The following is a 26,484-nucleotide window of genomic DNA, read 5'->3' as shown; positions in this document are numbered from 1 at the left end:
TCCCCTCCACCATGTTCAGGGGAAAGGGGTCACCGCATCCACCCACGGCAGGGGAAAAACGCCCCCCCCCCCCCCCCCCGGGGGGGGGGGCGGGGCCCCCGGACCGCCGTCCTCGGCGGAGAAGTATTGCTACGCGGCGCAGGAAGTGAACGTCGGGCTGGTCCTGGCGGCGTAGACGCTGGCGCCGCCGCTGTCATCGCTCTTGAGCGGCACGGTGACCGTGTCCTCGGCGTTCCACGCGAAGCCCTGCGCGTCGAACGTCCACTTGCCGGTGACCTTCGTCGCCAGTTCCGACAGCGCCACCCAGCCGTACTGAGCGGGCGGCACCGCCACGGTCAGGCTGTTGCCCAGATCCTGCGAGACGCTCATGGAGACCTTGCCGCTGACCGTGGTGCCGACCTCGACCTGAAGGCCCGGGTCGGACCCGCCGCCGAGCTTGGACGACAGGGAGAAGCCGATCTCGCTCGTCCACCCCGTCTGGGTGCTGAGCGAGAAGGTCCACGGTACCGAGGCTCCGGTGCCGTTGTACCAGACCGGTGAGACGCACACCTTCGGCAGCGGCGCGGCCGGGGCCTGGCGGGTCGCGACCCACGAACAGGTCGCGGTGTTCTTCGAGCACCGGGCTGCGGCGTAGTCGACGGCCATGTTCCACGCCGCCTTGTAGGAGTCGGCCGGGAGCGTCCACTGCTGGGCCGCCGAGCCGTTGCACCCGTGACTGTCGGTCCACGCGTCGTCGTACTGGGCGCCCAGCACCACGTCCAGGCAGGCGTTGTCGCCCTCGTGACGGATCATGAACGCGTTCTGCTTGGACCCGGCGACCGGCTGGAAGTACCACTTCTCGCCCGCGCGCCCGTCACAGGGCTGCTGCCGCGCGGGGAACCCCGCGTCGAGGCACTTGCCGGTGGTGTTGTTGACGATGCTGAACGAGGCGTCGGAGGCCCCGGAGCCGATGTGCCACGACTGGTCGTAGCCGGGCGCCGAGTTGGTGACGATGATGGAACCGTCCCCGGGGGTGCCGTTCTGCACATCCAGGCGGCGGCCGTTGCCGACGGACGTGAACGTCACCTGATCCAGCTCGGAGGCGGCGGTGCCCTGCCGGGGCGTGGCATCGGCGGAGGGTGCCGTAATTCCGAGTGCCATGCAGAACGCCGCCGCGACGACGGCTGTCAATCTTCGCGAAAACACGATGTGCCATGCTGCTGTGCTGGACACAGAAGTGATCCTCTCGTGATGCCCGAAGCGGCCCGGTGGTGTGGCCGACCGTCGAACGGTAAGTGGTCGACTCCATCGCGGTCAGAGAGATATGAAAGTCGCCGGTGAAATCCTTACGAATGGCAGTGCTCGGCGGGGAGTTCGGAAGCCCTTTTGGGCCCTCATGGCGCGATGGCGGTGTTTCGGCATCCGTTCACACCCGGGCCGACAGGGCCTCCACCAGCCGGGCGGCGGAGGTCCCCAGCCCGCGCGGCGGCCCGATCGGAAGCGGTCCGGCAGGGAGCGCGCCGTTCGAGAGCGACCTGCCCGAATGGGAACCGACCGGGACCGACCCGCCCGAAAGCGACCCGCCCGAAAGCGATCCGATCGGGGCCGACCCGAGACCGGCCGCCTCCTGCCGCCCGTAGCGCCTGCGCAGACTGGGCTCCTTGTAGCGGTCGACCTCCTCGTGCCAATTCTTGATCCCGCTCATCCAGTCCTTGAGGCCGTCCACGTACCCTTCCAATTCCTTGCCGACTTCCGGGCCGTAGTCCGCGCACAGCAGCGGGAGTTCCATGGCGATCAGATGCTCGAACTGCCGCATCCGGGAGTTGATCAGATCGATCACGATCGTCGTGGCCTGTTCCGTGGTGCAGTCGAAGAACTGCCGGATCACCAGCACCCCGTTATGGATCTCGCCCTCGAACTCGATCTCCTTCTGGAACGACGTGCAGTCATTGAGCAGGGTCGCGTAATCCATGGCCGCGGCTTCGAGGTTCTTGACCGTGGTGGTCGCGAAGAGCTCGGGCGGCACCTTGCCGCCCCGGCCCAGCTGCCCGAGCAGTACGGTCATGTCCGACCCGAACGTCTTGCGCCGCATCTCGATGTAGTCCACCGGATCGGGCACCCGGTGCACCTCGGCGTTGCTGAACTCCCACCACCAGCTGTCGATGAACTCGTCGCAGGCCAGGCGGAACCGCTCCCGGTCCGCCTGGCTCATCGACGCGGTCGTACGGACCCACAGGTCCGTCAGCGCCCGGGTCGAGGCGTCGACGGGCGGCGGCGCGGGCGAACCGTCCACCGGCATGCACTGGCGCGTCTGCTCCATGTACCGCCTCAGCCCCGCCGCGTCATGGGTCGCGTTGAACGCCGGGGTGTAGTCGTCGGCGTACGTGCCCCAGGCCAGCCACCTGGCGCTGGTGATCAGGTCCTCGACGGAGGCGTTCGGGTCGAGGCCCGCCGAACACAGGGCCAAGTCGCCGGATTCCAGCACTTCCTGGGTCCACCGGCCGTCTCCGGGTACACCGGCGGCCGGTACGGTCATGCCGGTCCGCCGCGCCCACTCGGTCAGGTCCCGGCGCGCCTGGTCCAGATGCGGGTTGAGCCGTAGGGCGTACGGCATGTGGAGGTCCGGAGTGGCGGTCGGGCCGACCCGCTCGTACGCGGGGAGGTGGAAGGAGCGCGCCCGGGTGCCCGCGCCCTGGGCCGGTGCCCTGGACACCCGGGCGGCGGCGGCCCCGATCCGGGTGGTGCCGATCCCGGAGGGCCCCGGCGGCGACCAGGCGCCCGCACTGTCGGCGGCGCCGTCGCCGCCGTTCATGTACCGGCTGGAGCGCAGATGCCATTCGTGGCCGCCGCTCTGCCAGTCCGTCAGCCCCTGCGCGTACGCCAGCACCTGCGCGCGGGCGACCGGGTCCAGGCCGTGCTCCTCGAAGAGCGGCGGCAGTTCGGTGAGGACCGTGTGCTCGAACTGGTGCAGCCGAGAGGTCAGCAGGTCGTTGACCGTGTCGGCGGCCCGCTGCGGGTCGTAGCCGAAGAACCGCTCCACGACGAGCACGCCGTTGCTCAGCTCACCCTCCTCGCTGACCTCCCGCTGGTACGAGAAGAGGTCGTTGCGCAGGTGCACCCCGTCCGAGAAGGCGTCCTTCAGCACCCGCAGCGGACGGCTGCGGGCCACCGCGTCGGGCACCTCCGTCCCGTTGGCGAACTCCACGAGGTCCGCCGACCACGGTGCGCCGCCGACCTTGCGGCGCATCTCGATGTACTCGACCGGGTTGGCCACCCGGCCCGCGTTGATGTTGTGCAGCTCCCACATCGATTCCTGGAGGAGGTTGAACGTCGACTCGAAGAATCGTTCCCTCCACTGCGGGGACATCTGCGGAGCGGTCCTGTCCCACAGGTCGGCGAGCCCGGCCTCGACCGGATTGGTCGGCTCCGGCATCGGGGAGCCGTCCCGGGGCATGAACAGCGGCAGCCTGTCCAGGTACGCCTTGGCGCGGGTGATGTCGCCGGTCCGCTTGAACGTCTCCAGGAAGTGGTCGTCGAAGAAGAACACCCACACATACCAGTCCGTGACGGTGTCCAGCGTCTCGGGCGCGGCGTCGGGGTGGGTGTAGGCGCACATCAGCGGGTAACCGTGGGCGTCCAGCTCCGCCTCGTCCCACACCCCCGAGCCCTCCAGCATCCCCATGCTCCGGGCCCACGGCGCGGCGTGTGCCTGAGCACGGGGCAGGCTGGGGTTGAGCCGGGCCTGGTACGGCATGTAGAAGTCGGGAAGTTCGAAGGGCTGCACGGTGCGTGGGCCTCCAGTGAGTGCACGGATGGGCGCTAGCGACCGTAGAAGCCCCGGTGGAATCGCCGCACCGTTCCGAACGGCAAACCACTCGTACGGGTGCTGTCCCGCGCGTCGCTCATCCGGTGCTCACCCGTCGCTCATGAGGGTCCGGGCCGGCCGGCATCGCCGTGGTGAAGGTCCGGCCCTCGGCCGGGCAGCAGCCCGGCCGAGGGCGACCGCCGCTCGACGGCCCGCCGCAGTCGGCGAGGCCCAGGCCCAGGACGGCGGTGACGACCGCCGCCGCGGTCGGCGCGGTTCTCCTCCGTATCGCCCTGGGAGGCGGGCGGCTACCTCACCGACGCGCACCTCACCGACGCGCACCTCGCCCACGCGCACTTCACGGGCGGGTGCGGAGCCCCGCGCGCCCGCCTCTTCGAAGACCGCCGCGCCGCTGGGCCACGTCGCTTAGGTCTCTCACGTCTCTCACGTCGCCTACGGCGCGACCCTGCGGTCGGCGCGCCCGGTGTGCAGGAACAGCGCGTGGCCGTCCCCGTCGTCGCCGACGAAGGAGTGGATCTGGTACATGCCGTGCCGGCGCGCGACGGCGATCAGGGAGTCCTTGCGCGCCGCCGCGAGCTCTATCCGCTCCGGCGGGCCGCCGAGTTGGGCGAAGATCCCCTTCGGGGTCCGCTCGGCCCATATCCGGCCCTCGGCATCCTGGCTGACCACCGTGTCGGCGACGCCCGAGGAGTACGTGCCGACGTACCGCGCGGCGTCGATCCGCGGCGCGTCGGGGGCCGGCACCGGCAGCGCGGGCGGCTCCACGTCGGCGAGTTCGCGCAGGACGCGCCCGACGATCTCCTCGTACACGCCGAGCGGTTCGCCGCCGTTGGTCAGCACCGCCACGGCGACGTTCTGGCCCGGTACGACGCGCAGGAACGCGGACTGGCCGATGGTGCCGCCGTCATGGCCGATGACGGTGCCGCCGGGCCAGTCGAAGACCTCCCAGCCGAGACCCCACTCGTCGCCCATGATTCCCAGGTACGGGACGTCCGTCTGGGGTTCGCGCATGGCCCGGGCGCTCTCGGCGCTGAGCACGCGCGCGCCGTCCGGGCCCACGCCGTCGGCCAGGTGCATCCGGGCGAAGGCCAGCAGATCGCGGGGGCGCATGGCGAGCATGGAGCCCGCGGGGGAGGTCGAGCGGGGGAGCGCCCACGCCGGCGCCGGCTCGAACGCGGCGTCCGGCGCGGTCTGGATGTGGCCCACCGCGGCCCGGTGCAGGATCGCCTCGTACGGGCCGGCAGCCGCGTGGGTGAGGCCGAGCGGGGCGAAGAGGTGGTCCCGCAGACAGGAGTCGTAGGACTTCTCGCGCAGTACCTCGACGATCCGGCCGAGCACGCAGTAGCCGGCGTTGTTGTACGAGAACCGCTCGCCCGGCGCGAACAACTGCGCCGCGTCGCCGAGCGTGGCGACGAACTTCTCCAGGCAGTCGTCGCCCACGCCGGTGTCGGTGAAGAGGTCGCCCTCGAACCCGCTGACGTGGCACATCAGCTGCCGGACGGTGATGGCGGCCGCGGCGGTGCCGTCGGCGAGCGCGAAGTCGGGCAGGTAGTCGCGCACGGGCGCGTCGAGTACCAGCTCTCCCTCGTCGACGAGTTGCATGGCCAGCGTCGCCGTCCAGACCTTGGTGACCGAACCTATCTGGAACACGGAGTCGGGCGTGGCCTCGACCGCGGTGCGCTTGCTGAGGACGCCCGCGGCGACGTCGATCACCGCGTCGCCGACGCTCACGGCGACGGCCGCTCCCGGCACGTGGTGCTCGTCGAGCAGGGCCGCCAGGCGTCCGTTCAACCAGGTGTGGAGGGCGTCGAGCCGCGGGTTCGCGCCCGCGCCGGACGGTGACGACGTCTGCGGTTCCGACGGTTCCTGTGACATGCGCATCCTTCGTTATTTGCGGGAATTGGTGTCTGTCCAGCGGCGGGGCCGGTGACCTGTCGGCAACGCTAGGCCGCAGGTCGGCGCGGCGATTCGGCCGCACGTACGAGGCGGCTGGCCGCGATCCGCCGCCCGGCACCAGTCCGGTGAGCGGGGGCAGCGGGGGCGTCGGTGGAGCGCCGTCCGAGGGCGCGGCCGGGGTCCGCCCGGTGGGTCGGCGGGGAGGTGGCGCGTGGCGACGGCCCCGCCGTCGGGCGTGTTGGCGGGCGCGTTGGCGAAGGACCGCGGGCCGCGACGCCGGACAGGTCAATCAGGTCGGGAGTCGTCTTCTTCGCCGTGGGGGCGCGCCAGGATGTCCCGCAGCAGCGCCGTGAGCAGGGCGGTCCGCCGGGGCAGTTCGGCCACCTCGACGTGTTCGTGGTCGGCGTGCGCGCCGCCGCCGACCGCGCCGAGGCCGTCCAGGGTGGGCGTGCCGACGCCCGCGGTGAAGTTGCCGTCCGACGCGCCGCCGACGGCGACCGCCGTGAGCGGCCCGACGCCCATCTCGCGGGCGAGCCGGACGGCGCGGACGAACAGTTCCTCCGACGCGGCGCCGGGCAGCGGCGGACGGTTGGGGCCGCCCGACACCTCGACGCCGGCGCCGTCGAGGACCGGCCGCAACGACCGCATCGCGCGGTCGACACGGGCCTGTTCGGCGGTATCGCGCACGCGGACGTCGACCGCGAACCGCCCCTGTGCGGCGACGGTGTTCGACGTGGTGCCCGCGGTGAGCAGGGTCGGTGTGACCGTGGTGCCGACCGCGGCGTCGCCGAACGCGGCGACGGCGAGGATCTGATGCGCCGCCTCGATGCTCGCGTTCACCCCGAGATGCGGTTCGAGCCCGGCGTGGGCCGCCCGGCCCCGCACCGCCACCTCGTACCGCGATACGCCCTTGCGCTCCGTCTTCAACGCCCCGCCGTCCGCCGACGCCTCCAGGACCAGCGCCGCGTCGCGGCCCCGGGCCTCCTCCTCGACCAGCGCACGGGACGAGGGCGACCCCAGCTCCTCGTCGCCGGTGATCAGCACCGTCACGCCGGCCGCGCCGCCGGTCGCCGCGCCGAGCGCGGCGACGGCGTGGAAGGCCATCACCACACCGGCCTTCATGTCGAAGCAGCCGGGGCCGCGCAGCAGCCCGTTCTCGATCCCGAACGGATGCGTGTCCAGCGAGCCGATGGGCCAGACCGTGTCGTGGTGCCCGAGGACCAGGACGCGGCGCGGCCCGTCGCCGAGCCGCCAGCGCAGATGGGTGCGCCCGTCGAGGACGATGCGCTCAGGGGCCGCCCCCAGGTGCGCTGTCCCCATCTCGGCCACCAGATCGGCGCTGTGCGCCACGGCCGCCAGGTCGGCGGACGGCGACTCGCGGCGCACCAGTGCCTCGATGTCGGCGAGGATGCGCGGCAGCGCCGCTTCGAAGCCGTGGGCGGAGACGGTGTGGCCGGAGGCGGCGGTGCGGGAGCCGGCGGGGTCAGAGGCGGCGGTGCGGGAGTCGGTGGCGTCGGAGGCGGTGGGGCCGGAACCGGTGGGGCGGGGGTCGGATACGTCCCGGCCGGAGCCGGATACGTCCGGGCGAGAGTCGTGAACGGCCATGTCAGCCCACCTTCGGCGTGGCGCGGACGCCGTAGTGGACGTACTGCTCACCGGTCTCCAGCGTGTAGAAGGTGACCGGGACCCAGGTCCGCGTGCCGGGCATCCGGAAGACGAATTTCCCGTCGTCGACCGGAATGAGCTCGGCCTCCCGGGTGGGCGACGTCTCGTACGCGGCCAGTGGCCCCGTCGTCGTATGACGCAGCATCAACTTGCCATCGGCGTAAGCGATATCGGCTCGTGCGCCGGTCCGCTCGTACACGCCGGCGTGCCGGGCGGCATCGACGGCGGGCGGCTGGTCGGCGGGGGCGAGCGGGGCGGGCACGCTCACGCCCGCGACATCGGCGAAGATCTCGTGGAACAGGTCCTGGTACAGGTCGCGGGCGTTGCCGCCGTTGGTCAGCAGGGTCACCGCGAGGCCCTGGCCGGGCAGTACGCGCAGGAACGCCGACTGGCCGATGGTGTTGCCGTCGTGCCCGTACACCGGCTGCCCGTCCCAGTCGAACCGTATCCAGCCCAGCCCCCAGGAGTCGCCCAGCGTGTCCCGGTCCGGCAGGTCGGCCTGATGGGCTGCCATCGCCGCCGCGCTCCGCGCGCTCAGCACGCGCTCGCCATCGGGGCCGAGGCCGCCCGTCAGATGCAGCCGGGCGAAGGCCAGCACGTCCGCGGTCGCCGCGGTGACCAGCCCCGCGGGCCCGGCCGAACGGGGCAGCCCCCACATCGGGGCGGGCGCGGGTTCCGCGTCGCCCTCGGCGACGTGCCCGACCGCGGCCCGCAGCAGCAGCGCCTCCTCCGGGAGGGTCACCGCACCGGTCAGGCCCAGCGGCGTGAAGAGCCGCTCGCGCAGCGCGCGGTCCCAGGTCAGGCCCGTCAGCTTCTCGATGACCCGCCCGGCCAGGCTGAACCCCGAGTTGCAGTACGAGAACGTCCCGCCGAGGGGATGGTTCTGCCGCGCCCCCTCCAGCAGTTCGGTGTAGCGCTCCAGGCAGTCGTCGCCGCGCCCGGTGTCGGTGAAGATGTCGCCGTCGATGCCGCTGGTGTGGGTGAGCAGATGCCGCATCGTCACCTGCTTGGCGACGCCGGGGTCCGCCAGCCGCAGCTCGGGCAGTACGTCGACGAGCGGGGCGTCCAGGTCCAGCTTGCCCTCGTCGACGAGTTGCATGACGACCGTCGCCGTCCAGACCTTGGTGATGGACCCGATCTGGAAGACCGAGTCGTCGGTGACACTGACGCCGGTGGCGGTGGACAGGACGCCATGGTGGGCCTGGAGCACCTCGTCACTCGGGGAGACGCCTGAGGAGCCGTCCGGGGAGCCGTCCGAGGAGCGGACCGAGGAGCCGATCGAAGAGGCATCCGAAGAAGCGTCCGAAGAAGCGTCTGACGAAGCGTCCGACGAGCCGCCGGCGGGGCCGAGCCGCAGAATGCCCAGAGCCGCGCCCGGCACCCGGTGCGCCGTGGCGAGTTCGGCGAGCCGCCGCTGCCAGTGGGCCGTGTCGAAGGGCGCCCTGCGCGGTCGCCCCGGCTCACCGGCGTACTGCTCCACCCAGTCCACGACGCGCTGATTGAAGTCCGCCCGGTGGGAGGGCGGCCCGTCCAGCGGGAACATGTGCGTGCCACCCGGATACAGCACCAACTCCGTGGGCACGCCCCGGGTGCGCAGCGCGTTGAACCACTGCTCGGCCTGCCCGACGGGACAGCGCTGATCCTCGGCCCCCTGCACGATCAGGGTCGGCGTGCGCACTTCCTCGACCCGGCTCAGGGGCGACTGCCGCGCGTAGTGCTCGCGCGAGTCCCACGGCCATCCGCCCAGCAGCGCCGCGCCCAGCGTGAACGCGGTGTCCGACGTACCGGCCATGCTGGTCAGATCGGTCACCACACCGCCCCCGACGGCCGCCGCGAACCTGTCGTCACGGCTGGTCAGATAGCAGGTCATGAACCCGCCGTAGCTGTACCCGGCGACGGCGAGCCGCCGCGGGTCGGCGATGCCCTCGGTGACGAGCTGGTCGATGGGCTCGGTGAGGTCCGCGGAGTCGGACAGCCCCCACCCGCCGAGCACGGCGGTGAAGAACTCCTCGCCGTAGCCGTCGCTGCCGCGCGGATTGAGCAGCAGCACCGTCCAGCCGCGCTCGGCGAGCACCTGGTGGTAGAGGTGGGCGGGGTCCGCCGCGCCGTGCCACGCGTTGTGCGGGCCGCCGTGCACGTCCAGGAGCAGCGGCGTGGGCCCGCTCCGTTCGGGGTCGCGCACCAGCCAGCCGTGCACCACCGTGCCGTCCGACACGGTGAACTCCCGCTCCTCACGCGTGAACAGGGCGGCGTCGGCCGTGCCGTGCCGGGTGCGCACGCGGGTCGCGCCGGAGGAGAGGTCGACGGTGGCGATCTCACCGTAGGAGTCGGCGGTGGCCAGGACGATCGCGACGGTGCCGCCCGCGGTGGACATGCCGATCACATGGAGCCTGCCACCGCCGACCACCCGGCGCGGCATGCCGCCGTCGAAGCCGGCGACGTACAGGTTATTGAAGCCGCGGTCCCGCAGGCAGACGAGCACCTGGCGCCCGTCGGCGGTGCGTTGGGGGAGCGCCCCGGCGTAGCCGGGCCCGCCGGGCATCACGTTGCGGTCCAGGCAGCCGGTGAGGTCGGCGGGCCCGGCGCTCCCGTCGCCGTCCACCGGTACCCGCAGCAGCCGGGCGTGCCCGACCGCCGTACCCGTCGACCCGACGACGAGCAGCGCCGCGCCGTCCGCCGTCCACGTCACCGCCGCCACCCGCCCGGTGGCCGAGCCGGCCAGCACCGGCTCGGCGCGGTGCGGGCCCACCTCGACGGTGTACGCCGCGCTGCTCAGCGACAGGTCGGAGTCGGCCCCGCGGGCCGCGGAGAAGGCCAGCCGGGTGCTGTCGGGCGACCAGGCGGGGGCGTCGGCATTCCAGTCGCCGTACGTGATCTGCCGGACCTCGCGATCGGCGAGGCGGACCGTGTGCAGGTGGGTGCGGACCGCCCGCAGCAGCCCCACGCCGTCCGCCTTGTAGTCCAAGCGCCGCGCGACGACCGGCCGCTTGGCGCGCAGGGCGCGGTCGGCGTCGCTCTCGCCGTTCACCGCGGCCGGGTCGACCGGCGCGGTGAACGCGAGCGAGCCGCCGTCCGGACTCCACACCGGGGCGCCCGCGCCCAGCGGCAGCGCCGTGATCCGCTCGGCCTCCCCGCCCGCCGCGGGCATCAGCCATATCTGCGCGGGCGCGTCGCCCCGGGAGCGCAGGAAGGCTATCCGGGTCCCGTCGGGCGACCAGGCGGGCGCGCGGTCCGCGGGGCCGTGGGTCAGCCGGCGTGGCTCGCCGCCGTCGGCGGCGGCGCCGACCTGCCACAGCGTCGTCACGTCGCGGTCGGCGTCGCGGTCGGCGGTGCGCAGTACGTACACGATCCGGTCGCCGTCCGGCGAGACGGCGGGCTGCTCGGGCAGCGCGAGGCCGTACAGGTCGTCGATGCGGTGGCGTGGGGTCACAGTGCGATACCTCCTGGGGCGGTAGGGGCGGGTGTGGTCCGGCCGGTCAGGCAGCGGGGCGTCCGAGGCGGTCGCGGAAGAGGCGCAGCACATTGCCGCCCAGCACGCGGGCGACGTCGTCATCGGCCCAGCCGCGCCCGAGCAGCGCCTCGGTCACCAGGGGCAGTCCGGCGGGCCCTTCGAGGCCGGGCAGGAACCGATCGGTACGGAAGCCTTCGATGATCGGGTCCGCGCAGCAGGGCGGGGTGGTGTCGGCCATCACCTCCTGCACGAAGTCCGGGCCGAGCCCGACATGGCCGACGCCGGCGACGTTCGCGAGGTGCTCGATGTGGTCGACCAGGCGGCCGAGGGTGAAGTCGCTCTCGTGCAGGAACGGCGCGAAGAAGTTCACGCACACCACGCCGCCGTTGGCGGCGGTCGCCTTCACCTGGTCGTCGGTGAGGTTGCGGTGGTGGTCGCGCAGCGCACGCGCCGAGGAGTGGGTGGCGATGACCGGCCGGGTCGCCAGCTCCAGCACGTGGCCGACACCGGCCGCGCCGAGGTGGCTGATGTCGAACATCATGCCGACGCGCTCCATCTCGGCGAGGGCGGCGACGCCCGCGCGGGTGAGCCGGCTCCCGGCCGCGTCCTCACCGCTGCCGTCGGCGAGCGCCGTACGCCCGAAGTGCGCGAGGGACGCGATCCGTACGCCGAGCCGGTAGAGGGTCTCCAGGAGTTCGACGTCCTCGCCGATGCCCGGCGCGCTCTCCAGGGCGAGTACGAGCGCGATCTTCCCGTCTTCCAGGGCGGCGTCCACCTCTGCGCCGTCGTAGCAGAGCCGGACCGCGTCGGCGTTGCCGGCTGCGAGGCGGTGTGCGGCCTCGATCATGCGCAGGGTGCGCCGCAGCGCTCCCTCGGGCCGGTACGCGTCGTCGACGAACACGGGCAGCACCTGTATGTTCACGCCGCCGGCCAGCAGTTGGGGCAGCCACTGCTCGCGGAAGAACGACGCCCACTGGTCGACGGGGCGGGCCGTCACGGCGCAGAGCAGGTCGTTGTGGGTGTCGGCGACGACGCTGCGGCGGTGCAGGTCGGCGGCGTGGCTGGGGGGTGTGGTCATATTCGGGCTCCATTGGGGGCGGGGTCGCCTGTCGGGGGTACGGGTCCTTCCGTTTCCGGCCGGGCGGCGGGTCGTTCGGCGCTCGACGGGGAGGACTTACCCGCTCCGGGGCGTTTGTGATCTTTGGCGCCCGCCGGGGAGGGCTGCCCGTTCTCGATCGGCCGGGGTCTCCGGTCTCCGGCGGGTCGGAGTCCCCGGCTTCCTGGCGGTCGGATTCTCCCGCGAGGTGGCCGGGTTCTCCCGCGAAGTGGCAAGCCGCCGGTGCAGATCGCTCGGCTCGGCGTCCACGGCCCCCGCGCACAAGAAGCGCGCGGCACCTGGTATTACAGCGCAGCCGACGGCCCGGCCCGCGTACGGGTGTACAGGACGTACGCGGGGCGGGCCGTAGCGGATGCTCGTATGCGGCCATGCGGCCATGCGGCCATGCGGCCATGCGGCCATGCGGCCGTGGACCTTCAGCGTTCGGCGTGCCCCGCCGTGGAGTTGGGGCCACTGTCCGCTCCGGCGGCGGCCTCGAAGGCCGGTACGTCGAGCACGTCAGCGTGCAAGGGAATGATGGAGCGCATCAGCACCTCGTGGCGTTCCGGGTCGCCGTCGGCGCACAGGTCGCCGAGGACGAGGAGGCGGTAGTCGCGATCGGCGGCGTCCCGCAGGGTCGACAGGACGACGCCGCTGGTGAAGACGCCGCCGAGCACCAGGGTGTCGATGCCCCGTGCGCGGAGCAGCGCGTCGAGCGGGGTGGTGCTGAAGGCGCTGACGCGGGTCTTGGTGACGGTGTGCGCCCGCCCGTCGGCCCGTAGCAGGTGGTGGACCTCCGTACCCGGCGTGCCCGCGGGCAGGGCGCCGGCCCGGGCCAGGGGGGCGAACGCCTTGTTGTGCGCGGGGACGGCGGCGTGGTCCTCCGGGGTGAAGGCGACGCGCACGTGAATCTCCTGGATGCCTGCCGACCGCGCGGCGCGCTGGGCGCGCAGGGCGCGCTCCACGAGCCGCTCCGACGAGGGGAGGGGCTCCAGCAGGGAGTGCTGGAAGTCCATGAGCAGCAACGCGGTCCGGTCGGCTGCCAAGGTGGGAGTTTCGCTGGGCAAGAGTTTCCTTCCTGAAGGATTCGGACTCCTTGTGCGCCGTAGCGGACTGGACCGGACCGGTGCGGGGTGGGCGTCCCGGCACGATTTACTACAGTGCTGGATAATCCAGTAGTGTAGTAAAGGTGATGAGCGATGACCAGCTCGACTGGCTGGACCCCGACGAACTGCGGACCTTCCGCGCCCTCAACCGTGCGTGGGAGGCGGTGACGGACCGGCTCGACCAGGACCTGGAGCGCGAACTCGGCTTGCCTCGCAGCTACTTCGACATCCTCTGGCGGCTGCGCCGCGCCCCGGGGCGAGCGCTGCGCATGAGCCGCCTGGCGGAGATCACCCGCTCCAAGGCCAGCCGGATCACGCACGCCGTCGGCCGCCTGGAGAAGGCCGGGCTGGTGCGCCGCGAGGTCCCCGAAGGCGACAAGCGCGGCTGGCTGGCCGTCCTGACCCCGGAAGGGCTGGAACGGGCGGAGCAGGCCGCGCCCGTCTACGCGCGCAGCGTCCGCGAGCACGTCCTCGCCCCGCTGGCCGGGGACCTGCGCGACCAGCTCACGACCATCGGCGAGACCCTTCTCGCCCATCTCGACCCAGAAGCGCTGCCCGGCGCCGAGGACAAGGAAAGGAGGGTCAATTGACGACCCAGCCACCTGCTCGTACTCAAACCGCCGCCGCCCCGACGGAAACACCGCCCGCGAGCCACGGACGACGCCTGCTTCAGGTGCAGGCGGTCGCCGGGCTCGGCGGCTTCCTCGCCGGCGTCAACACCTCCACCATGGACGTCGCCCTGCCCACCGTCAGCCGCCACTTCGGCGCTTCGGCCTCCGGCGCCTCCTGGACCCTGCTCTCCTACATGCTGGTCACCACCGTGCTGGTGTTCGTCTTCGGGCGGGTCGCCGACATGATCGGCCGGCGCCGCATGTACCTGGGCGGGATAGCCCTGCTCACCGTCGGCAGCCTGCTGTGCGGCCTGGCGCCCGGCATCGGCTGGCTGATCGTCTTCCGCTGCCTACAGGCTGTGGGGGCGGCGGCGCTGCTGTGCAACATCACCGCGCTGATCACCGACGCCTTCCCGGCGCGCAGACTGCCGACCGCGCTGGGGATCAACGCCACCGTCGCCGCCCTCGCCCAGGTGGTGGGCCCGGCCCTGGGCGGTGCGCTCGCCTCCGGCCTGGGCTGGCGCGCGGTGTTCTGGTTCAACGTGCCCGTCGGACTGCTGGGCCTCGTCTGGGCCCGCACGGTGCTGCCCGCCGGAGCGGCGCGCACGCGAGGGGAGTCCTTCGACTACCTCGGCGCCGTGCTGTCCACGCTCGGCCTCGGCGGCCTGATCCTGGCCCTGTCCGAGGGCGGAGCGCTGGGCTGGACCAGCCCGCCGGTCCTCGCCGGCGGCGCCCTCTTCCTCGTCTTCACCCCGCTCTTCCTCATGGTGCAGGCCCGGCGGCGGCAGCCGCTGCTGGACCTCGGCCTGTTCGCCGACCGCGCCCGCAGCCTGGCCTACCTCTCGTTGTTCCTGGTGGCGATGGCCTACTTCGCCGTGGTGCTGCTGATGTCGCTCTACCTCCAGGCCGCCGCCGGTATGGCCCCCTACCAGGCCGGGCTGCACATCCTGTACGTGGCCGCCGCCATGGCCGCCGCGGCCCCGGCCGCCGGCCGGCTCCGGGAACGCTTCAGCGCACGCGCCCTGTCCAGCACCGGCCTGGCGGTCTCGGCGGCAGGGTTGTTCGGTCTGTCCGCGGTGGTCGGCCCCGACATGAACGGCGCGGCCCTCGCGGGGTGCCTGCTGGCCGTGGGCGCCGGGGTGGGACTGTTCATGACCCCGAACACCGGCGCCATCATGGGCTCGGTACGGCCCGAACGGCGCGGCATCGCCAACGGCGTGCGCCAGACCGTACAGAACGCCGGGTACGCGGTCAGCACCGCCCTCTCCCTCGCGATCGTGACCGGCGGCCTGCCCGACCCCGTCAAGAAGGCCGCCTACGCCGGCACGGTCTCCGCGCTCTCCCCGCACACCCTGGAAGCCTTCACCACCGGCTACCGCTGGGCGCTCCTGACCCTCGCAGGCACCTGCGTCCTCGCCCTCATCGCGTCCCTCAGCCGCGGACGGGCCGCCTGACGCGGTTCCGCGAGAGCCGTCGGCCGGTGAACACGCGCACCGAGCCCGCCGGATCGCAGTCGCGGGCCGCGTCCCTGGCGGCGCGTGGTGGGCCGAAGGGGGGCGGGGTGTACGACCGGCCGTACGGCGAGCCGCGAGCCGCCGCGTGCGACCGCCACACTGTGTACCGGCCGGCGCGGTACGCCCGCAGGACGCCGGCGTGCGCGCCAGCCGTTAGCGCCAGCCGTTCGCGCAGGACAGCCGACGCGTCCTCGGACGCGGCCGCCACCGCCGCGTCCGGTACGGGCAGGACTTGGACGGCCCGCAGCACGTGCCCGGAGACGACCGGATCAAGGGACGCTGAATTTCACAGCGCGATCAGCCCGGCTTTCGTCGATGTGAACCCGCAGGAATCGAAATAGAAAGACTCCAGACCGTCGTCGAAGTCGACATGCAGCCACTCGCATTCGGCGGCCCGGGCCCCTTCCGCCGCCGCCGCGACGAGCGCGGTGCCAATGCCCCGTTTCTGCCCCGCACGGGCCACGACCGTATCGAGAATGAAGGCATGCACGCCGCCGTCCCAGGCGACGTTGACGAAACCGACGAGGCGCCCTTCCTCTCGTGCGCAGACCCAGCCCAGACTGTGCTGGTGGAGCTGCGTGAGCCAATCGGTCGCGAGAGGCGGGTGGTCGAAGCCCTCGGAGTGCAGCGCCTCGATCGACTCGTTGTCGACATCGCCGCGCCACTCATAGGTGATCGTCATGCCGCGATCGTAGCCTTCTGCGGGGGAGCCGAACGGGATGGCGAACGGGCCGGCGGCATCGGCTCGTTGCCCACGTCGTGCGACCCCGTCGCCTCGATCGCGCCCCGGTGCGCCGAGGGCTCCGTGTGCGACGTCACGGCGGCGTCGGGCGTTCCCCGCGTGTGGCGAACCCTCCGTCGGCTGAGTGCGGAGCCGACCGGATCGGGGCGGCCGAATCCAGCATCCTCGACCGCCGTGGTGACAGCCCCGGCGGCCTCGTCGAGTCCGCTCCCCGACGGCTTGTCCCGCGTCGCCTTGCGCGGCCCCCGCCCGGAGCGTCCGAGGTAGGGCCACACGAGCAGCGGGAACGCCGCCGATCGTCGATTCTTCCCCACTGAAGGCGACCACTCGGGCTGTGTGTGGCCCGCGGACGGCCCGCTCTTACCGAGCGTCCCGCCGCGACGCGGTCCCCTCCGCCGAAGCCGTGCCGGAGGAGTCGCGCGGGGCAGCCACGGAACGGACGCCCTCCCCGCCCGGCGCAGACGCCGCCGGGCGCTCGGCCGCGACAGCAGCCCGGTGGCGCAGCCGCTCCGCCGCCCACACCACGACCCCAGCCGCCGACAGCGCCGCGCCCAGCGCGCACACCCCGCCCCAGCCGGCCGCGCTCCACACCACGCTGGTCAGTGCCGAGCCGACCGCGCCGCCCACGAAGTAGCTCGTCATGTAGGCCGAGTTGAGGCGGTTGCGGGCCTCGGGGCGTACGGCGTAGACGAGATTCTGGTTGCTGATGTGCAGCGCCTGTACGGCGAGGTCCAGGACGATCACCCCGGCCAGCAGCGCGACCAGTGGCCAGGCGCCGCCGGACCCGCCCAGGGCCAAAAGCCCCCAGGACCCCAGCAGGAGGAACGCCGCGATGCCGGAGACGTGCTGGACCAGCCCCCGGTCCGCCAGCCGGCCCGCCGTCGAGGCGGCCAGCGAACCGGCCGCGCCGACCAGCCCCAGCAGCCCGATCGCCGCCTCCGACCAGCCGTAGGAGGGGCCGGAGAGCAGAAAGACCATCGCCGTCCACAACACGCTGAACGGCGCGAACGACAGCGCGCCCAGCGCGGCCCGCCACCGCAGCACGGGCTCGTCGGCGAACAGCCGCAGCGTGGAGCCGATCAGCGCCGGATACCTCAGCCCCGCGGAGGTGGGCAGCGAGGGCAGCCGCAGCCTCAGCAGGAGCGCCATCAGCAGCATCAGCGCGGCGTTGACCCAGTAGACCGTGCGCCAGCCGCCGAGGTCGGCGAGCAGCCCGGCCGCCGTACGGGCCAGCAGGATGCCCAGCAGCAGCCCCGTCATGACCGTGCCCACGGTCCGGCCGCGCTCGGCCGGCGGCGCCAGGCTCGCCGCGTACGGCACGACCACCTGGGCCGCGACCGAGGCCAGCCCGGTCAGCGCGGTGCCGATCAGCAGGAACGTGCCGTTGGGGGCGCTCGCGGTCACGGTCAGGAAGACCGCGGTGGCCGCGCACAGCCCCACCGCCAGCCGCCGCCGGTCCACCAGGTCCCCCAGGGGTACGAGCAGCAGCAGCCCCAGCCCGTACCCGACCTGCGCGACGGTGACCACCAGCGCCGCGGTCGACGGACTCAGCCCCAGGTCGCGTCCGATGACATGCAGCAGCGGCTGGGCGAAGTAGTTGCCCGCCACGGACAGGCCGGTGGCGACGGACATCAGCAGCAGCATGCCGCGCCCCAGCCCAGGCGGTCGATCCGGGCCGTGCTCCGTCTTTCCCACATGTCCTCCCTGGCACCACACGCATGAACGGCCACCGGCCCCGCCATGACGGCGGGGCCGGTGCGCATGGTCCACAGTGAGCCGTCCACCATCGATGAGTCCAACACATAGCTGTCATCTCATCGATCGCGTTCCGCGATCGATCGCTATGATCCCGCCATGGAGCTCCAGCAGATGCGCTACGTCGTCGCCGTCGCCGAGACCGGCGGCTTCACCCGCGCCGCCGAGCGCTGCCACGTGGTGCAGTCCGCGCTCAGCCACCAGATCGCCCGCCTGGAGAAGGAGCTCGGCTCCCGGCTCTTCGACCGTACGAGCCGCAGCGTGCGGCTGACGGCCGCGGGGGAGGCGTTCGTCCCCGTCGCCCGGCAGACCCTGGAAGCGGCCGAGCGGGCCCGCGCCGAGGTGGAGGCGGCGGCCGGCGAGGTGCGCGGCCGGCTCGCCGTCGGCGCGATCTCCACCGTCGCCGCCGTCGACCTGGCCAAGGAGCTGGGGAAGTTCCGCGCCCAGCACCCCAAGGTGCGGATCAGCATGCGGGTCGATATGAGCGAGGAGCTCATCGAACAGGTCCGGCAGGGCACCCTGGACATCGCGTTCGTGGGCGTGGTGCCCGGTGAGCGCATCAAGGGGGTGCGCGAAAAGTTGCTGGCGCACGGGGAGTTGGTGGCGGTGGTCTCGCCGGGCCACCCCCTCGCGAATCAGGAGAGGGTCGGTCTGCGGCGGCTGGCACGGGAGACGTTCGTGGACTACACGGCGGGCTCGGCGGCCCGCCGCCAGACCGAGGAGGCGTTCCTCGCCGCCGGGCTGCGGACCGAGGTGGCCTTCGAGGTGACCACCGTGGAACTGCTGGCCAAGCTGGTACGCGCGGGACTGGCGGTGGGCATGGTGCCCGAGGCCATCGCCTCCGACCTCACCGGGCTGCACATCCTGCGCGTATGGGGCGCTCCCGCGCGCACCGAACGGCTGGTGTGGAGCCGGCTGGGCCCCTCACCGCCCGCCACGGCGTTCCTGCGCGGACTCGGCGTGACCCCGGACGGGCAGTGGTCCCGGCCGGGGAGCGGCCAAGGGCGGGAGTGATCCCGGAAGGGGCGCCGCGCCCCCTCCGGGATCGCGCCGGATCAGCCGGCAGGCCGCGCGTCCGCTGCCTCCGGTTCCCTTGCCTCCGGTTCCCTCTCCGTACGGGACTGGGCCACCACCTGCGGCTGGGCGGCGGGGGCCGAATGGCCGCCCAGCCCGAGGCGTACGTGCAGGATCCGCGACAGGTCGTCGATGGTGCCGTTGCTGCGCAGCAGCTCCATGGGCGGGATGTCGACGCCGTACCGCTGGTGGACGGTGACCAGGATCTGGGCGGCCATGAGCGAGTCCATGCCGTAGTCGTCGAGCCTGCGGTAGTGGTCCAGCTGATCGGCCTCCGTGCGCAGCACCTCGGCGAGCAGACCGGCGAGGGCGGTCCGGAGGTACTCCAGCGCGTCGTCCGCGTTCATGGCGGCGAGTCGGGCCATCAGCTCGTCCCGGCTCAGTGCGTCGCCGGCCCCGGCGGGGGCGAGGTCCCGCAGCCGGGGCGCGGCCATCTGCGGGATCAGGGCGGGCAGCCGGCCCCAGTCGACCCGCAGGACCGAGGCCACATCGGCACCGGAGGTGAGCAGGGGGGCCGCCGCGGCGAATGAGTCCGCCGCGGTCGTCGGCTTGATGCCCATCTGCTCCATGCCGTCGCCCAGTTCGTTGCGGGCGACGTACCCGGTGTCGGCGATGGGCCCCCAGCCGATGGCCAGCGCCGCCTCCCCCCGCTGCCGGCGCCGGCGGGCCAGTGCCTCCAGATAGAGGTTGGCGCCCACGTAGGGGGCCTGCTTGATGTTGCCGACGACGGCGGTGCCCGAGGAGTGCAGCAGGAACAGGCCGAGTTCGGCGCCGCTCTCCTTCGCCACGGACTCCAGGACCTGGGCGCCCGCCATCTTGGGCGCGAGCGCGGCGCGGATCCGGTCGGGGGTCAGCTCGCTCAGGGACGCGTCGTCGAGGTGCATCGCCGCGTGCGCGATCCCGCGCAGCGGCCGGCCCGCCGCCTCCAGCTCCGCCAGGACGGCGCGCACCGCCTCCGGGTCGGTGGCGTCCGCGGCGTGCACGCTGACCTGCGCGCCGCGTTCGGCCAGAAGCGCGGCCGTACGGGCTGCCTCCGGGGCCCGCTCGCCGCGTCGGCTCACCAGGGCGAGGTGCCGGGCGCCGAGGTCGGCCAGCCAGCACGCGGTGGCCGCGCCGAACCCGCCGGTGCCGCCGGTGACCAGGTAGCTGCCCTCGGGGTCGAGCCGGGGCGCGGCCGGGCGTTCCTCGATGAGCAGTGGTTCGTCCAGCGGGTCGTAGGTGATGACGACCTTGCCCAGGTGGCGGGAGTGCTGGAGGAGCGCGAAGGCCTCGGCGACGCGGGCGGCGGGGAAGACGGTATACGGGACCTTGACGTTTTCGCCCCCACTGGCCAGTTCCCCCATTTTCGCGCGCATGCGCGGGAAGCAGTGGTCCGGGACCTGCGAGACGTCGGCGCCGAAGAAGGCGATGTTCTTGGTGAACGGCCGCAGCAGCAACGGCTTGTTCTCGTAGAAGTCGCGCTTGCCCAGCTCCACGAAGCGGCCGCCCGACCGCAGGAGTTCCAGGCTGCGGGCCATGGCCTCCCCGGCGAGGGAGTTGAGCACCACGTCCACGCCCTGCCCGCCGGTGATGTCGCGGGCCTGCTCGGCGAAGTCCAGGGTTCGCGAGTCCAGGACGTGTTCGACGCCCAGGCTCCGCAGGAACGTGCGCTTGAGGTCGCTGCCCGCCGTCGCGATCACCCGTGCCTTCTTGTGCGTCGCGTAGCCGACCGCGGCCAGGCCCACCCCGCCCGCCGCGCCGTGGATCAGCACGGTCTCCCCGGGCTGCAGCCGTGCGAGCTCGCCCAGGCCGTAATGGACGGTACTGATCGCGATGGGGGAGGCCGCGGCCTCGGCGAAGGACACCGAGTCGGCCAGGCGCCACATCTTGGCCGACTGCAACACGGCGTGGCTGGCGCACGCGGAGTACGCCATGCCCACGACCCGGTCACCGGGCGCGTAATCGGTCACGCCGGGGCCGCAGGCCAGGACCACGCCCGCGCACTCCAGGCCGGCCCCGGCCGAGTCCGCGGCGCTTTCGAACACTTCGGCGGGCAGGAGGCCGACCGCCTTCATGATGTCGCGGTAGTTGAGGGCGCTGGCGCGTACGTCCACCAGCACCTCGCCCGGTCCCGGCGGGGCCGGGGCGGGCGTCTCCTCCCACACCAGCTGGTAGGAGAGCCCCGGTTGGCGGACGCGCAGCGCGAACGGGGTGTCTCCGGCGGGCCGGGCGCTCGCGGGACGGGGCCGCTCCCGGGGGACGAAGCGGTCGGACGCGGTGAGGACGATCTCGTCCTCGTCGCCGGCCGCGAGCATCTCCCGGGCCAGCCGCAGGGCATCGGCCGCCGGGGCGCCGCGGCGCAGACTCACCCGGCGGCCCACGAGGCCGGGGTGCTCATTGGCCAGGGTGCGGGCGACGCCCCAGATGGCCGCGTCCTCGGGGTGGGTGATCTCCTCCAGCGCCGGCAGGGCCCCGCAGGGGCGGGTGACCAGCCACAGTTCGGCGTGGGCGCCTTCGGGCAGCCGCTCGTGGGCGGTGGCGAGGGCGCCGAGAGCGACGGCGCGGCGAGTGGCCACGGCGACGGTCCCGTCGGGCCCGGCGGCCTCCTCGCCCCCGAGAAGGACGGTGACGACGACCGTCTGCGCGGGCTTCGCGCCCGTGACCGCCTCCGTGAGCAGCGCCTCCCATCCCTCGGGCCGGTCGGCCAGCGGAACCGTACGAACCGCTCCCGCACCACACGTCTCCAGCGTCTCGCCGAGCGCCTGGGCCAGGGGCAGTTCGCTCTCCCGCTCAGTGGCGATGAGGTAAGTGCCGGCGCTGTCCGCCGCGGGCAGGAGCGCCTCCGGTGCCTCCGGTGCCTCCGGTGCGTCGGGGGCGGCGGCGAGGAAGACGGACCACTGGTCGCGGACCGGCGGCTCGTCGTCACCCGTCAGCGCCACCGAGGCGAAGCCGCACTCCGTGAGCAGTCGCGGCCACGCGTCCCGGGGCAGCAGGAGGGAGTCGGGGCGCAGCTCGTGGTCGGTGTGGGCGTAGAAGCTGTCCAGGGCGCCGAACACGGGGGCCAGCACCTCCGCGTCATGCGCCTCGAACGCCAGCAACTGCCCGCCGGGTGCCAGCAGGGAGCGCACCCGGTGCAGCGACTCCCGCAGGTCGGCGGCGGTGTGCAGCGCGTTCGAGGCCACGACGAGGTCGAATCCGCCTGCGGTCAGCCCCTGCTCCGCCGGGTCCTGGTCCAGATCGAAGGCGGCGTACTCGATGAAGTCGTACGCGGCGAAGTGGGTTTCGGCCCGGGTGAGGAAGTAGGTGGAGACGTCGGTGAACGTGTAGTGGGTGCGGTCGGCCGGCAGCAGAGGCAGCAGGGCCGCCGTCATACCGCCCGTACCGGCGCCGACTTCCAGCACCCGCAGCGTACGGTCCGCGGGCCAGGCGCCGGCCACCTGCTCCATCAGCGCCTGCGCCAGCCGGTTGTGGAACCGGCAGAGCGGCGCCACGTCGTAGTACTGCTCCAGCATGCGCGCCGTGGAGTCGGAGACCGTCGCCACCGCGGCGTCCTCGCCGCCGTGGCAGGAGTCCGCCAGGGTCTGGAGCTGCCGGGCGGCGAGGGCGGCGGCGGCGCCGGAGGACGGATGGCGGCCGACGAAGTCGGCCAGGAGCGACTGCGACGGCGCGGCCGGTACGCACAGCCGCCACCGGTCGTCCTCCGCCCGCCAGACGCCCTGCCGCTCCAGGAACGGTCCGAGCAGCGCGAAGAGGCGTTCGTGCTGTGCCGGAAGGCCCCGGGCGATCAAGTCCTCGACGGCGAAGGGCTTGTCCGTGTCGTCGAGCAGCGCGGCGATCAGCTCTCCGTACCGCGCGGCGGTGTACCGGTGCAGGCTCTCGACGGCCTCGCCGTAGCCCGTGCCGTGCCACGCGGCGCGCAAGCGCTTGATCCGCCGGTCCGCCCGTTCCACGAGCTCCGCCGGGGCGGGCAGCGGTACGGGCGTGCGGGGCAGTTCCTTGAGCGGGGCCGCCCGCAGCACGGTCTCCATGACGCCTACCTGGGTGACCTGGCTGATCTGTAGCCGGCGCAGCCGGCAGCCCTCCAGTTCCGCGGCGACGGCGCCGTCGTCGTCGGTGATGAGGATGTCCCAGCACACCTCCTCGTCGGTACGGCCGCGTTCGCGTACGAGCATGAGGCCGTGCGGCGCCGGGGTCTTCCACACCCGGAGCGCGGCGATCGTCGACGGGAGGTAGGGGCGCCCGGCGGCGATCCGGTCCAGCAGGAGGGCCACCCCGGTCTGGAGCGCGCCGTCCAGCAGGGCGGGGTGGACCGTGTAGGGGTCGCCGGGCGCGTCGTGCCGGTAGGCGGCCAGCGCGGTCCCCGGCCCGCGCCACATCTCCTCCAGCACCCGGAACGCCGGTCCGTAGCACAGGCTGACGGCGTCGCAGGCGCCGTAGAACCGCTCCGCCGTCAGCGGCTCGGGGCAGTCCCGGCGGGCCCGGCCGACATCGAGCGGCGCGGGTTGCGGGCGCAGTTGGGCGCGGACGCGCGCGCGGGCGTGGGGCCGCGGTTGCTCGGAGTTCTCGGTGGTACTGGTCAGGCAGAACGTTCCGTCGTCGGGGTTCAAGGACGTCTGTACGCTCGTGCCGCCCGCGTCGGGCCAGGGTACCACCAGCGCGTTGCTGATGTCCATGTGCTGGACCTCGACCGCCGTGTCCAGCACCGACCGCCCCGCGGCCAGGGCCATCTCCAGATAGGCGGTGGCGGGCATGACGACGGAGCCGCCCACCCGGTGACCGCTGAGCCACGGCGCCAGCACGGGCTCGATGGTCCCCTGCCATACGGGCTGGGGGGCGGGCAGCCGCTCGCCGAGCAGCGGGTGCCGCAGCACGCCGTCGCCGCTGGAGCGCACCCAGGACTGCGGGGTGCCCTTCCAGTGCCGCTGCCGCTGCCACGGGTAGGCGGGCAGGTCCACCACCCGGCCGGGCGCCGGCAGCAGGCGCGACCAGTCGAACTCCGCGCCTGCGGCCAGCAGCGCCGCGCACGTGGTGTCGAGCGCGTGCACGGCGTCCGCCGCGCGCCGCATGGTGGGCAGTACCGCTACGTGCTCGGTGGGGCGGCCCGCGACGACGCGGCGCAGCGAGCCGCGCAGCACCGGGTGCGGGCCGATCTCCAGCAGGATGTCGGCGCCGTCGTCCAGGGCGCGTTCGACGGCGGCGGCGAAGCGCACCGGCCGGCGCACGTTGTGCCACCAGTACCGCGCGTCCAGCTCCGGGCCCAGGACGCGGTCCGCGGTGACGGTGGAGTACATCGGCAGGGCCGCGACGGACGGCTCCAGACCGGCCAGCGCCTCGGTGAGGGCCTCGCGCCGCCCGTCCATGGCCCTGCTGTGGAAGGCGTAGTCCAGACCGAGGTCGCGGAAGAACACCTCCCGCCGGGTCAGTTCCTCGCCGAGAGCGGCGAGGGCCCCGGCGTCGCCCGACACGGTCACCTCCCGGTCGCTGCCCACCGCCGCGATCTCCAGCAGTTCGCCGTACGGAGCCAGCAGCGCCCGCGTCTCGTCCGCGCCCAGGCCCACGGCCGCCATCCGGCCCTGGCCGGCGGTGGGGGCCTGCGCCGCGCCGCGCTCCGCGACGACCCGCGCGGTCTGGGCCAGGGTGAGCGCTCCGGCGAGGTGCGCGGCGGCGACCTCGCCGACGCTGTGGCCCACGACCATGGCCGGTTCGATGCCCTTGGCGCGGAGCGCGGCGGAGATGCCCAACTGCACGGCGCACAGCAGTGGCTGCGCGACCTCGGTGGCCGCCAGCCGCCAGTCGTCGGGGGGAGAGGCCAGGCAGTCGGCCACCGACCAGCCGAGCCGGGGCGTCAGGTGCGCGTCGAACTCCTCGACCGCGGCATGGAAGGCCGGGTCGTGGGCCAGGAGGTCGGCGCCCATGCCGGCCCACTGGGAGCCGTTGCCGCACAGGACGAACGCGACCCGCCCGCTGCGCACCTCCTGCGCACGGGCGCCGACGGGGCCGCCGGGCTCGGGGCACGGCGGTGTCCGCTCGGCGTCGGCCAGTTCGGCGAAGGCCCGGGACGCCTCGCCCGGGGTGCGGGCCAGCACCAGGGCCCGGTGCTCGTGCCGGCCGCGCCGTCGGCACGTGGTGTGGGCGACGTCGTAGAACTCCTCCTCGGGCACGTCGGCGAGATGCTCCGCGAAGGCGGCCGCGGCCTCGGCGAGGGCCTTCTCGTCGCGCGCCGAGACCAGCACCGGCAGCGGCGCTTCCGGCCGGCGGCCGGGGTCCGCGGGGGCCGGCGCCGGGGCGCCGGCGACGATGGCGTGCGCGTTGGCGCCGCCGAAGCCGAAGGAGTTGACCCCCACCACCGGCCGCCGGCCGGCGGCGACGGGCCGGGGCGTGGTGGTGAGCTCCAGGCCCAGCCCCGCGAAGTCGATGTGCGGGCTGGGGTCGTCGGCGTGCAGGGTGGCGGGGATGGCCCCGTGCCGCAGGACCAGCAGTGCCTTGCAGAGCCCGGCCATGCCGGACGCCGGCTCCAGGTGGCCGAGGTTGCTCTTGACCGATCCGAAGGGCAGGTCCCCGGTGATGCGGCGGGTGCCCAGGGCCCGGCCGATGGCCAGCGCCTCCAGCGGGTCGCCGGCCGGGGTGCCCGTACCGTGCGCCTCGAAGTACACCAGATCGTCGGGGTCGACCCCGGCCCGCGCGTACACCTCCCGGAGCAGGTCCTCCTGGGCCCGCTCATTGGGCAGCGCGATGCCCAGGGTCCGGCCGTCGCTGTTGGCCCCGGTGCCCAGGATCACTCCGTGCACCCGGTCGCCGTCGGCCAGCGCCGCGTCCAGCGGCTTGAGGATCACCACCCCGCCGCCCTCGGCGCGTACGAAGCCGTCGGCCTGCGCGGAGAAGGGCGCCGGCACTCCCCGTACCGACAGCATCGACGCCTGGGAGAAGCCCACGTAGTGGTACGGGGAGATCAGCAGGTTCGCGCCGCCGCACACGGCGACCCGGCTGGTGCCGTCCCACAGCGTGTGGCACGCGCGGTCCAGGGCGATGAGCGACGACGAGCAGGCCGTGTCCACGGCCATGCTCGGCCCCCGCAGGTCGAAGGCGTACGAGAGGCGGTTGGCGGCCAGCGCCGAGGCCCCGCCGGACATCGTGTACGGGCCGATGGACCGTTCCGCCATCAACTGCAGCGCACCGTATGAGGCGTCGGAGATCCCGACGTACACGGCGGTGTCCGAACCGGCCAGCCGCCGGGGGGCGATGGCCGCGTCGTCCAGCGCCTCCGCGGCGAGTTCCAGCAGCAGCCGGTGCTGCGGGTCCATCTGCTCCGCCTCGGCGGGCGAGATCCCGAAGTAGGAGGCGTCGAAGGAGGCGACGTCCGCGAGGAATCCGCCGGCGGCCGTGTAGCTCTTGCCCGGCCGCGGCACGCCGGTGTCGACGAAACGGTCCGCCTCGAACCGGTCGGGCGGCGCCTCGCCGACCAGGTCGCGCCCTTCCTCCAGCGCCGACCACAGCGCGCGGAGCGAGTTGACCCCGCCGGGCAGTCGGCAGGCGGCCCCGACCACGGCGATGGGCGGGTGGGTCGCCGTGTTGCTCTGCTGCATCGATCCTCTTCTCGTCGGCGGAGGACGGCCGCGCGCCACTGTCAGGCGACGCACCGTAGTGGCAGATTGCTGTCAAGAGCGGTGGAAGTCGCCCATCAGGGTCGAATGTCGCTGGAATCAATGAAAAGGGTGAAATGGGCGTGCATTGTCGCCTTCACTCGTCGGAGTGGTTCCGCGAACGCCCTGCCGGACGTGCCACGCCCGGTC

14 protein-coding genes are annotated in these 26,484 nt (G+C 73.3%); 3 read left to right on the top strand and 11 right to left on the bottom strand.

What is annotated here, in order from left to right; translation table 11 throughout:
* Nucleotides 1-129: 129 nt before the first annotated feature.
* The 7 genes from AC07AB_RS20890 to AC07AB_RS20860 all read right to left on the bottom strand — a co-directional run bounded on the left by AC07AB_RS20890 (nucleotide 130) and on the right by AC07AB_RS20860 (nucleotide 12,959).
* Complete coding sequence (locus AC07AB_RS20890; RefSeq protein ID WP_478568982.1) at nucleotides 130-1,140, bottom strand: RICIN domain-containing protein; 1,011 nt, start codon at nucleotides 1,138-1,140, stop codon at nucleotides 130-132.
* Between the two features lie 265 nt (nucleotides 1,141-1,405).
* Complete coding sequence (locus tag AC07AB_RS20885) at nucleotides 1,406-3,733, bottom strand: terpene synthase family protein (protein ID WP_478569230.1); 2,328 nt, start codon at nucleotides 3,731-3,733, stop codon at nucleotides 1,406-1,408.
* A gap of 504 nt (nucleotides 3,734-4,237) precedes the next feature.
* Complete coding sequence (locus AC07AB_RS20880; RefSeq protein ID WP_478568979.1) at nucleotides 4,238-5,680, bottom strand: serine hydrolase domain-containing protein; 1,443 nt, start codon at nucleotides 5,678-5,680, stop codon at nucleotides 4,238-4,240.
* 306 nt (nucleotides 5,681-5,986) lie between these two features.
* Nucleotides 5,987-7,306: a M20 family metallopeptidase gene (locus AC07AB_RS20875; protein ID WP_478568976.1), complete on the bottom strand. Its 1,320-nt coding sequence runs from the start codon at nucleotides 7,304-7,306 to the stop codon at nucleotides 5,987-5,989.
* Nucleotide 7,307: 1 nt separating this feature from the next.
* On the bottom strand, nucleotides 7,308-10,796 hold the full coding sequence (locus tag AC07AB_RS20870; RefSeq protein ID WP_478568973.1) for a serine hydrolase: 3,489 nt from the start codon (nucleotides 10,794-10,796) through the stop codon (nucleotides 7,308-7,310).
* Nucleotides 10,797-10,842: 46 nt separating this feature from the next.
* Nucleotides 10,843-11,895 carry a dipeptidase gene (locus tag AC07AB_RS20865; RefSeq protein WP_478568970.1) on the bottom strand — a complete coding sequence of 351 codons (1,053 nt, stop codon included), beginning with the start codon at nucleotides 11,893-11,895 and terminating at the stop codon, nucleotides 10,843-10,845.
* Nucleotides 11,896-12,350: 455 nt separating this feature from the next.
* Nucleotides 12,351-12,959 carry a cysteine hydrolase family protein gene (locus tag AC07AB_RS20860; protein WP_478568967.1) on the bottom strand — a complete coding sequence of 203 codons (609 nt, stop codon included), beginning with the start codon at nucleotides 12,957-12,959 and terminating at the stop codon, nucleotides 12,351-12,353.
* A 146-nt stretch (nucleotides 12,960-13,105) separates the two neighbouring features.
* On the opposite strand from AC07AB_RS20860, the gene AC07AB_RS20855 reads away from it, so the two are divergent.
* Both AC07AB_RS20855 and AC07AB_RS20850 read left to right on the top strand, forming a co-directional pair.
* Nucleotides 13,106-13,609, top strand: a complete 504-nt coding sequence (locus tag AC07AB_RS20855; protein WP_478568964.1) for a MarR family winged helix-turn-helix transcriptional regulator — start codon at nucleotides 13,106-13,108, stop codon at nucleotides 13,607-13,609.
* Nucleotides 13,606-15,084: an MFS transporter gene (locus tag AC07AB_RS20850; RefSeq protein WP_478568961.1), complete on the top strand. Its 1,479-nt coding sequence runs from the start codon at nucleotides 13,606-13,608 to the stop codon at nucleotides 15,082-15,084. The genes AC07AB_RS20855 and AC07AB_RS20850 overlap by 4 nt, the downstream gene beginning before the upstream one ends.
* On the opposite strand, the gene AC07AB_RS20845 is transcribed toward AC07AB_RS20850, so the two are convergent.
* From AC07AB_RS20845 to AC07AB_RS20835, 3 genes are all read right to left on the bottom strand, one after another.
* Nucleotides 15,062-15,394, bottom strand: coding sequence for a hypothetical protein (locus AC07AB_RS20845; protein WP_478568958.1), 333 nt, complete (start codon nucleotides 15,392-15,394; stop codon nucleotides 15,062-15,064). The genes AC07AB_RS20850 and AC07AB_RS20845 overlap by 23 nt on opposite strands.
* A gap of 36 nt (nucleotides 15,395-15,430) precedes the next feature.
* Nucleotides 15,431-15,826 (bottom strand): GNAT family N-acetyltransferase, encoded by a 396-nt coding sequence (locus AC07AB_RS20840; RefSeq protein ID WP_478568955.1) that lies wholly within the window; start codon nucleotides 15,824-15,826, stop codon nucleotides 15,431-15,433.
* A 420-nt stretch (nucleotides 15,827-16,246) separates the two neighbouring features.
* The gene (locus AC07AB_RS20835; RefSeq protein WP_478569228.1) at nucleotides 16,247-17,530 is read right to left on the bottom strand and encodes an MFS transporter; all 1,284 of its coding nucleotides are present in this window, start codon (nucleotides 17,528-17,530) and stop codon (nucleotides 16,247-16,249) included.
* A 210-nt stretch (nucleotides 17,531-17,740) separates the two neighbouring features.
* On the opposite strand from AC07AB_RS20835, the gene AC07AB_RS20830 reads away from it, so the two are divergent.
* Entirely contained in the window at nucleotides 17,741-18,655 is a 915-nt protein-coding gene (locus tag AC07AB_RS20830) for a LysR family transcriptional regulator (protein WP_478568952.1), read from the top strand.
* Nucleotides 18,656-18,696: 41 nt separating this feature from the next.
* Here AC07AB_RS20830 and AC07AB_RS20825 read toward each other — a convergent pair whose 3' ends face one another.
* On the bottom strand, nucleotides 18,697-26,277 hold the full coding sequence (locus tag AC07AB_RS20825) for an SDR family NAD(P)-dependent oxidoreductase (RefSeq protein WP_478568949.1): 7,581 nt from the start codon (nucleotides 26,275-26,277) through the stop codon (nucleotides 18,697-18,699).
* Nucleotides 26,278-26,484 lie beyond the last annotated feature (207 nt).

It is taken from the genome of Streptomyces sp. NPDC044033 (assembly GCF_056434425.1).
Note: the sequence above shows the minus strand (reverse complement) of the source record. Positions and strands in the feature narration are given on the sequence as shown.

Coding starts and splice junctions, on each gene's coding strand:
- AC07AB_RS20890 (WP_478568982.1), bottom strand. CDS start 1,140: ATGGCACTCGGAATTACGGCACCCTCCGCCGATGCCACGCCCCGGCAG.
- AC07AB_RS20835 (WP_478569228.1), bottom strand. CDS start 17,530: ATGCTGCTGCTGATGTCCGTCGCCACCGGCCTGTCCGTGGCGGGCAAC.
- AC07AB_RS20840 (WP_478568955.1), bottom strand. CDS start 15,826: ATGACGATCACCTATGAGTGGCGCGGCGATGTCGACAACGAGTCGATC.
- AC07AB_RS20855 (WP_478568964.1), top strand. CDS start 13,106: ATGAGCGATGACCAGCTCGACTGGCTGGACCCCGACGAACTGCGGACC.
- AC07AB_RS20825 (WP_478568949.1), bottom strand. CDS start 26,277: ATGCAGCAGAGCAACACGGCGACCCACCCGCCCATCGCCGTGGTCGGG.
- AC07AB_RS20880 (WP_478568979.1), bottom strand. CDS start 5,680: ATGTCACAGGAACCGTCGGAACCGCAGACGTCGTCACCGTCCGGCGCG.
- AC07AB_RS20830 (WP_478568952.1), top strand. CDS start 17,741: ATGGAGCTCCAGCAGATGCGCTACGTCGTCGCCGTCGCCGAGACCGGC.
- AC07AB_RS20875 (WP_478568976.1), bottom strand. CDS start 7,306: ATGGCCGTTCACGACTCTCGCCCGGACGTATCCGGCTCCGGCCGGGAC.
- AC07AB_RS20865 (WP_478568970.1), bottom strand. CDS start 11,895: ATGACCACACCCCCCAGCCACGCCGCCGACCTGCACCGCCGCAGCGTC.
- AC07AB_RS20885 (WP_478569230.1), bottom strand. CDS start 3,733: ATGCCGTACCAGGCCCGGCTCAACCCCAGCCTGCCCCGTGCTCAGGCA.